The sequence below is a fragment of the Rhodoferax sp. genome (assembly GCF_023701345.1).
GTDB lineage: Bacteria > Pseudomonadota > Gammaproteobacteria > Burkholderiales > Burkholderiaceae_C > Rhodoferax.
The window spans coordinates 1-7,925 of record NZ_JAMPXE010000139.1 but is presented as its reverse complement, the minus strand read 5'-3'; the positions used below and the strand labels follow the sequence as shown (position 1 = coordinate 7,925).

7 protein-coding genes and 1 tRNA gene are annotated in these 7,925 nt (G+C 61.7%); 3 read left to right on the top strand and 5 right to left on the bottom strand.

The window, feature by feature from the left end; genetic code table 11:
* A partial coding sequence (locus NDI87_RS15055; protein WP_296276252.1) for an FAD-dependent oxidoreductase occupies positions 1-792 on the top strand: 792 nt, incomplete at its 5' end.
* Between the two features lie 14 nt (positions 793-806).
* Here the strand turns inward: NDI87_RS15055 and NDI87_RS15050 are convergent.
* Entirely contained in the window at positions 807-2,555 is a 1,749-nt protein-coding gene (locus NDI87_RS15050; protein WP_296276251.1) for an alpha/beta fold hydrolase, read from the bottom strand.
* A gap of 40 nt (positions 2,556-2,595) precedes the next feature.
* Positions 2,596-3,504, bottom strand: a complete 909-nt coding sequence (locus NDI87_RS15045) for a LysR substrate-binding domain-containing protein (RefSeq protein ID WP_296276250.1) — start codon at positions 3,502-3,504, stop codon at positions 2,596-2,598.
* Between the two features lie 140 nt (positions 3,505-3,644).
* On the opposite strand from NDI87_RS15045, the gene NDI87_RS15040 reads away from it, so the two are divergent.
* Positions 3,645-5,024 carry an L-serine ammonia-lyase gene (locus tag NDI87_RS15040; protein ID WP_296276249.1) on the top strand — a complete coding sequence of 460 codons (1,380 nt, stop codon included), beginning with the start codon at positions 3,645-3,647 and terminating at the stop codon, positions 5,022-5,024.
* Between the two features lie 72 nt (positions 5,025-5,096).
* Positions 5,097-6,335: a serine/threonine transporter SstT gene (gene sstT, locus NDI87_RS15035; protein ID WP_296276248.1), complete on the top strand. Its 1,239-nt coding sequence runs from the start codon at positions 5,097-5,099 to the stop codon at positions 6,333-6,335.
* 36 nt (positions 6,336-6,371) lie between these two features.
* On the opposite strand, the gene NDI87_RS15030 is transcribed toward sstT, so the two are convergent.
* The 3 genes from NDI87_RS15030 to NDI87_RS15020 all read right to left on the bottom strand — a co-directional run.
* Positions 6,372-7,121 carry a septal ring lytic transglycosylase RlpA family protein gene (locus NDI87_RS15030; protein WP_296276247.1) on the bottom strand — a complete coding sequence of 250 codons (750 nt, stop codon included), beginning with the start codon at positions 7,119-7,121 and terminating at the stop codon, positions 6,372-6,374.
* 201 nt (positions 7,122-7,322) lie between these two features.
* Positions 7,323-7,415: transfer RNA gene (locus tag NDI87_RS15025), tRNA-Ser, on the bottom strand.
* A 43-nt stretch (positions 7,416-7,458) separates the two neighbouring features.
* On the bottom strand, positions 7,459-7,925 hold a 467-nt coding region (locus tag NDI87_RS15020; protein ID WP_296276246.1), incomplete at its 5' end, for an ACT domain-containing protein.

Below are 7,925 nucleotides of genomic sequence, written 5' to 3'. Positions count from 1 at the left end.
GTGGAGCCTGCGCTGGCCCACACGCAGGACCGCTTGCTGGGTGGTTTGTGGCTGCCCCATGATGAAACCGGTGACTGTTTCATGTTCACCCAGCAACTGGCCGAAAAAGCACGGCAGTTGGGCGTGCAGTTCCGCTACGGCGTTGATGTCAAGCAGTTGCTGTCTGACGGGCAGAGCCTGCAGGGCGTGCAACTGGCCGGGCCTGAAGCAGAAGTGGTCAAGGCCGACAAGTATGTGCTGGCGATGGGCAGCTACACGCGCCAGTTGTTGCAGCCGCTCGGGCTGAACCTGCCGGTGTACCCGGTCAAAGGCTATTCGCTGACGGTGCCTTTGCTGGATGCCAGCCTGGCACCACAATCGACCGTGCTCGACGAAACCTACAAAGTGGCGATCACGCGCTTTGACAAGCGCATCCGTGTCGGTGGCATGGCCGAATTGAGTGGTTTTGACCTGGCGCTGAACCCCAAACGCCGTGCCACACTGGAGATGGTGACCGCCGACCTGTTCCCCGGCGGCGATCTGCCCAAGGCGGAATTCTGGACCGGCTTGCGCCCGCAAACGCCCGATGGCACGCCCATCATCGGCGCCACCCGGCAGTACCCCAACCTGTTCCTGAACACCGGGCATGGCACGCTGGGCTGGACCATGGCCAGCGGCTCCGGGCAATTGTTGGCCGACCTGGTCACCGGCCGGCAACCCGCCATCAGCACGGAAGGCCTGGCGCTGGACCGCTACAGCCCATCCGCGCCGGTTCGTGGCTTGCCCAAACGGGCTGTCAGCGCCACCGCGTAAGCCACGCGACCCGCCTATTTCTCCAGCACATAGTTGCCCGGCGCATCCGCCAGCGCCGGGAATTTCCGGCTGCTGGTGGCATAGGCGGGCACCATGTCGCCGGTGTGCGCATGCAGCCAGGCGGCCCAGTCGGGCCACCAACTGCCGGACTTTTTCTCGGCATGGCTGAGCCAGCGCTGCGCGCCTTCATTGGGCTCGGAGTCGGCCACCCAGTAGCTCCGTTTGGGCGGGCTGACCGGTGGATTGACGATGCCCAAAATATGCCCCGAGCTTGACCGGACAAAACGCACGGGGGCTGCGGCATTCACATCGCGGCGGATCAGATAGCACTGTTGCCAGGGCGCAATATGGTCTTCTTCTGCGGTCACCGCATAGAGCGACTGGGTGATGCGGTTCAGGTCAATCGACTCGCCGCCAATGGTGAGGTGGTCGCGTTTGACCAGATTGTTGTGCAGGTACATTTCGCGCAAGTAGTAGGAATGCATGGCTTGCGGCATGCGCGTGGTGTCGTTGTTCCAGAACAGCACGTCAAAAGGCTTCAGCTTTTCGCCCAGCAGGTAGCTTTGCGCCCAGTAGTGCCAGATCAGGCTGTTGGAGCGCAACAGGCGGAAAGAACTCGCCATTTCGCTGCCATCCAGATAGCCTTTTTTGGCCATCAACTCGTCCAGCGCGCTGATGCAGGCTTCATCAATAAAAACCTCAATCTCGCCGGGATGAGAAAAATCAGTCAGCGAAGCCAGCAGTGTCCAGTGCGCCACCGGCATGCTGTCGGCTTCATACCGCTTGTTGGCCCAGGCCATGTAGGTGGCCGCCAGGGTGCCGCCGATGCAGTAGCCCACCAGATGCAGCTGCGGCACCTTGCAAAATTCGGTGGTCGCCTTCACCAAGGCATGGACGCCCTCCAGCAAATAATCGTCCAGGCGCACATCACACATCTCAACGCCCGGATTCTTCCAACTGCTGATGAACACCGAAAAGCCCTGGTCGGTCAGGTGCTTGACCATGCTCTTTTGCGCGGTCAGGTCCAAAATGTAATATTTGTTGATCCACGGCGTGACGATCAGGATGGGCATCGCGCGCACCTGCTTGGTGGTGGGCGCGTAGTGAATCAGCTCGACCAGCCGGTTGCGAAAAATCACCTTGCCTGGCGTGGTGGCCAGGTCCTTGCCCACGGCAAACGCGTCAGGCTCGACCATCTGGATGTTCTTGCTCGTCACGTCGCGCAGGAAATTGTTCAAGCCTTCCTGGATGCTCCCACCCTTGGTTTCAACAAAGCGGGTCATGGCTTGCGGATTGAGCCAGAAGAAATTGGTGGGTGCCACCATGTTGAGCCAGTTGCGCTGCCAGAAAGCAGCTTGTCGGCGCGCATGGCCGGACAAGCCCGGCGTTTCCAAACAGATCTTTTGCAGCCTGTTGGAAAACACCAAATACCACTCCTTGTAGATGTCCCAGATCGCCGACTCGGTCCAGATTGGATCGGCAAAACGGGCATCTTCCGGACTCTGTTCCAGCACCTCATGCGAGGGCATGCCGAGCATGCGCCGCAGCGCATGGTCATACAGGGCGACCCAGTCCGAAGACAAGTCATCCACAGCCTTGAGGAATTCCGGTGGGTGCATCAGCAAGGCCACCTGGGCATTGATCTGGGAGGACAGGATACCGAAGGGGTCGACTTCCTTGTTGATGGCCCGGATGGCCATTTCAAGCGGTGCCAGGCTTGTGCTTTTAACCCCGTTCGGGTGCGTAATTTGACGATTGGCCATGATGGCTGACCTCTGTTGTCAGGACTTTACATTTTAACGTTCAACGCGCCTCGCCGACGATCCAGTCATGCACAGTAGCCACGCGCGGGTCGGCAAGTGCACCGGCAGAATACACCAGGCAGTAACGCTTGCCGGTGCGCACCGTCTGCGAGAACGGCGCCACCAACCGACCGCTGTCAAGTTCGTCGGTGATCAAAGTGCGGCGTGCCATTGCCACACCCATGGCGGCAATCGCGCACTGCATGGTGATGTGGTTGCGGTTGAACATGTAGCCGCGGCGCACCTCGACCTGCGGGGCGCCGATCGCGCGCAGGTAGCGCTCCCACTCGGCATAGGGCGGGCTGCCGCGCCAGGCCGTCATGTCGTGCAGCAGCGGATAGTGGCGCAGGTCGTCGGGCGTTTCGAGCGGCGGCCGGCCGTGCAGCAGCAGCGGCGAGCACACCGGAAAGATTTCCTCCTCGAGCAGAACGGTGCTCTGAAAGCCGGGGTAGGCGCCATCGTTGAGGTCAATCGCGAGGTCGAACTCGCCATCGCGTAGCGAGTAGGAGCTGTCCTCGGCCTCCAACTGCAATTCGATCTGCGGGAAGCTCGTCATCAGTTTCGGCAGCCGGGGCACCAGCCAGGTCGCCAGGAAGGACGGCAGTGCGCGCACCCGCACCACGCCACTCAAGGCGCCACCACGCAAGTGGCCGATGGCCAGGTCCACCGCCGCGTAGGCGGGGTCGACCGCGGCGAGCAGGCGATTGCCTGCATCAGTGAGCTCGTTGCGGCGCGGCAGGCGGCGAAACAGGCGCAGCCCGAGCCAGTCCTCCAGCAACTTGATCTGCTGGCTCACGGCACCGGTGGTGATGTGCAGCTCTTCAGCCGCGCGGGTGAAGGAAAGATGACGTGCGGCGGTGAGGAACACCCTCAACCGGGCATGGACCTGAGATGGCGAATTTGGATTCATGGTTTAGTTTTTCTTAAGTCTTGGTAAAAAACTATCGATTGAGCCGTTTTCACTGACAACGGAAAATACAATTATTCTGTGATAAATATTTTCGCAGTTAGTTTTATTAAATCAACCCCAGATTTCACCCGGAGTCGTCCATGTCCATTAGCGTCCTCGATTTGTTCAAGATCGGTATCGGGCCGTCCAGTTCACACACCGTCGGGCCGATGCGTGCAGCCCACGATTTCAGCGCCGCCCTGCAGCACAAGGGGCTGCTGGAGCAGGTGCGCCGCGTCGAGGTGAAGCTGTACGGCTCGCTGTCGGCGACCGGCATCGGCCACGGCACCGACCGCGCCGTGGTCGCCGGGCTGATGGGCGCGCGACCCGACGCGGTTGATCCCGATTTCGTCGTCACGGCGGTGGACTGTGTGCGCCTGGACGGCAGCCTGCCGCTCGCCGGTGCGGTGGCCGTGCCCTTCGACTGGACCCGCGACCTGCGCCTGCTGCCCGTCAGCCTGCCCTACCATCCGAATGCAATGCGCCTCACCGCCCACGGCGCGGACGGCGTGCTGTTTGAAAATACCTACTACTCGGTCGGCGGCGGCTTCGTTGTCGACGCGGCGCAGGCGCAGTCGGGCGTGTCGGCCGAGGCCGACGTGGCTCTGCCCTATCCCTTCGAAACCGGCAGCGAACTGCTCGAACAATGCAAGCGCCACGGTCTGCGCATCAGCGAATTGATGCTTGCCAATGAAGGTGCCTGGCGCAGCGAAGCAGACACGCGCGCCGCGCTGCAGCGCACCTGGGACGTGATGCGCACCTGCGTCGCACGCGGCATCGGCCAGGAGGGCGTGCTGCCGGGCGGGCTGCACGTGCGCCGCCGCGCGGCTGCCCTGCACCGCAAGCTCAGTGAGCAAACCACCGGCCGCAACCTGATCAGCGACACCATGGCCGCACTCGACTGGGTGAATCTCTACGCACTCGCGGTCAACGAGGAAAACGCCGGCGGCGGCCGTGTTGTCACGGCGCCGACCAATGGTGCGGCTGGCATCATTCCCGCCGTGCTGCAGTACTACATGAACTTCATGCCCGGTGCCAGCGCGCGCGACGTGGACAGCTTCCTGCTCGCCGCCGCGGCGGTCGGCGTGTTGTGCAAGAAGAACGCCTCGATCTCCGGCGCCGAGGTCGGCTGCCAGGGCGAGGTCGGCTCCGCCTGCGCGATGGCCGCGGCAGGGCTGACCGAAGTGCTCGGCGGCACGCCTGAACAGGTCGAAAATGCGGCCGAGATCGGCCTCGAGCACAACCTCGGCCTGACCTGTGACCCGGTTGGCGGTCTGGTGCAGGTGCCCTGCATCGAGCGCAATGCGATGGCCTCGGTCAAGGCGATCAACGCCGCCCAGCTTGCCTTGCGTGGCGACGGCGCACACGCCATCTCGCTCGATCAGGTGATTCGCACCATGCGCGACACTGGCCGTGACATGCTGGACAAATACAAGGAAACCTCCCGCGGCGGACTCGCCGTCAGCTTCCCAGAGTGCTGAACACCCCCACACGATCAACTCAAGCCCCTCCGGGCATCCATTCATCCAAATGACACACAAGGAGACACATTCATGAAAACTGCAGCCCCCACGGCTCTCCAGCGCCTGATGCGCCTGAGCCTCATTGCCCAAATCACGATCGGCCTGATCCTGGGCATCGCCCTGGCCCTGTTCGCACCCGGGGCGACCCAATCGGTCGCGCTGCTTGGCGACCTGTTCATCGCCGCACTGAAGGCGGTCGCCCCGGTGCTGGTCTTCGTGCTGGTGGCGGCCGCCATCGCCAACCACAAGCATGGCCAACCCACGCACATGCGCCCGGTGCTGATGCTCTACCTGCTTGGCACGCTTGCCGCCGCGCTGGTGGCGGTGCTGGCCAGCTTCATCTGGCCGACCACACTGGTGCTCAATGCCCCGCAGGTGGGCGGCACCCCGCCCGGCGGTATCCTCGCCGTACTCAAAAACCTGCTGCTGAGCGCGGTCTCGAACCCGCTGCGGGCGCTGATAGAGGCCAACTTCATCGGTATCCTGGCATGGGCGATCGGACTTGGCGTGGCCTTGCGCCATGCCAGCCCAACGACACAGAAGATGCTCAACGATCTCTCGGACGCGGTGTCCTCGATCGTGCACACGGTGATCCGCTTCGCGCCGCTCGGCATCTTCGGCCTCGTCGCCGCCACGCTGGGCGACTCCGGACTGGACGCGCTGCTCGGCTATGGCCGCGTGCTGCTGGTGATTGTGGGCTGCATGCTGTTCGTCGCCCTCGTGGTCAACCCGCTGTTCGTATTCTGGAAGCTGCGCAGCAACCCCTATCCGCTGATCTTCACTTGCCTGCGTGATAGCGCGTTGACCGCCTTTTTCACCCGCAGCTCGGCCGCCAACATCCCGATCAACCTTGCTTTGTGCCGCCGCATGGGCCTGCACGAGGACACCTACGCCATCTCAATCCCGCTCGGCGCCACCATCAACATGGCCGGCGCGGCGATCACGATCACGGTGATGACGCTGGCCGCCGCGCACACCCTCGGCATCCAGGTCGACCTTGCGACCGCGCTGCTGCTGTCCGTCGTGGCCTCATTCGCGGCCGCCGGGGTGTCCGGGGTGGCCGGCGGTTCGCTGCTGCTGATTCCGATGGCTACGGCACTGTTCGGCATCAGCCCCGACGTCGCCATGCAGGTGGTGGCGATCGGTTTCGTGATCAGTGTGGTGCAGGATTCGGCCGAAACGGCGCTCAATTCCTCGACTGATGTCATCTTCACCGCCGCCGCGTGCGCGGCCGAGACTGGCGAACCGCTCAACCTGGACCGTAGCTGACCGCTGTGTCACATTTCTCCGGCCACAGGAAACGGCTCACCCCATTGAGCAACGCTGGTCTGAAGAATGCAAAAGTGCAACAACATCGGGCCGTGAGTGAAGGATGCCAAGTGCTTGGGCGGCAGCCTTGCTGAAATCAATAATCCGGTCCTTGACGAATGGACCACGGTCGTTAATGCGAACAATGACTGATTTCCCGGTCAAAGGGGAATACGCGCATAACCTGGTGCCAAACGGCAGTGTGGGGTGTGCCGCGGTCAGGTCGTTCATATTGAACCGCTCGCCGTTGGCGGTGCGCTTGTTCTGAAATTTCGCGCCGTACCATGATGCGATGCCATGCTGGATGACGCCCGCCGCATCAAGGACGGTGTTGGACGCCACAGAACCTACTGAGGCCACCGTCAACGCCACCGAGTTGACAGAGGCCACGGCAGCCGAGGCAACATGTTTGATGGTCTCAAGAGGCTTTCTGGCGACCCTCATTTGCCGCGCCTCAGTACCGGCTAATGGCGCCACATCATGCGGTTCATGTGCATCGCCTGCTTGAGCAGGCGCTCGGGCCGCAGAAACATGTGTCGCGGCAGCATTGGATTTAACTGCTGCGTCTGTTGCGGAGATCAGGCCATGGGTTCTACCAAGCTCATCTGCCGCCCAGACCGGTGCACTGAGCCATAGGCTGCACAACAAGACAACTATGTGATTTTGAAGTTCGCCAAGCGCTGGCCTGCTGATCGCTAGCCCGCCTGCTTGAAGGGGAACGCACAGTTCAGTATTTTTGATGTACATGTATCGAAGTTCATTTGGCGTTGCCGGTTAAAAGGACGGGGCGCAAAAAACACGACAGGTGCGCAGCAATGGTGCGGGTGAACGGGCCCCGTGTGCATTCTAGTCTCGCCCGGGCATTAGATCGACCGGCTTGCGCCCCTGGCGCCCATTGATGGGAACAGCATGAAAAACGGGCCCGAAGGCCCGTATTCATTAGATGTCTGGCGGAAACGGAGGGATTCGAACCCTCGATGAGGCTCTACACCCCATACTCCCTTAGCAGGGGAGCACCTTCGGCCACTCGGTCACGTTTCCTGAAAATCAGAGCCGCGATTATGTCACGACTTCAGTGTTTTTTTCAGGCAGCCGCCTGATCCAGGCCAAAAGCTTTGTGCAAGGCGCGCACCGCGAGTTCCATGTATTTCTCGTCGATCACCACCGAGGTCTTGATTTCACTGGTGGAAATCATCTGGATGTTGATGCCCTCTTCGCTCAACACGCGGAACATGGTGCTGGCCACACCCACATGGCTGCGCATGCCAATGCCGACGATCGACACCTTGCAGATTTTGGTGTCGCCCACCACCTCTTGCGCGCCCAGCTTGGGCACCACCACGTTTTTCAGCAAATCCATGGCCTTGGCGTAGTCGCCGTGGTTCACGGTAAAGCTGAAGTCGGTCTTGCCATCCTTGCTGATGTTCTGGATGATCATGTCCACTTCGATGTTGGCGTCGGCCACGGCACCCAGAATCTGGTACGCAATGCCGGGCTTGTCGGGCACGCCCAGCACAGAAATTTTGGTCTCGTCGCGGGTAAACGCGATGC

Excerpts from the sequence above, each read along its gene's own strand:
- NDI87_RS15045 (WP_296276250.1), bottom strand. The coding sequence starts at position 3,504 with ATGAATCCAAATTCGCCATCTCAGGTCCATGCCCGGTTGAGGGTGTTC.
- NDI87_RS15030 (WP_296276247.1), bottom strand. The coding sequence starts at position 7,121 with ATGTACATCAAAAATACTGAACTGTGCGTTCCCCTTCAAGCAGGCGGG.
- NDI87_RS15040 (WP_296276249.1), top strand. The coding sequence starts at position 3,645 with ATGTCCATTAGCGTCCTCGATTTGTTCAAGATCGGTATCGGGCCGTCC.
- NDI87_RS15050 (WP_296276251.1), bottom strand. The coding sequence starts at position 2,555 with ATGGCCAATCGTCAAATTACGCACCCGAACGGGGTTAAAAGCACAAGC.
- sstT (WP_296276248.1), top strand. The coding sequence starts at position 5,097 with ATGAAAACTGCAGCCCCCACGGCTCTCCAGCGCCTGATGCGCCTGAGC.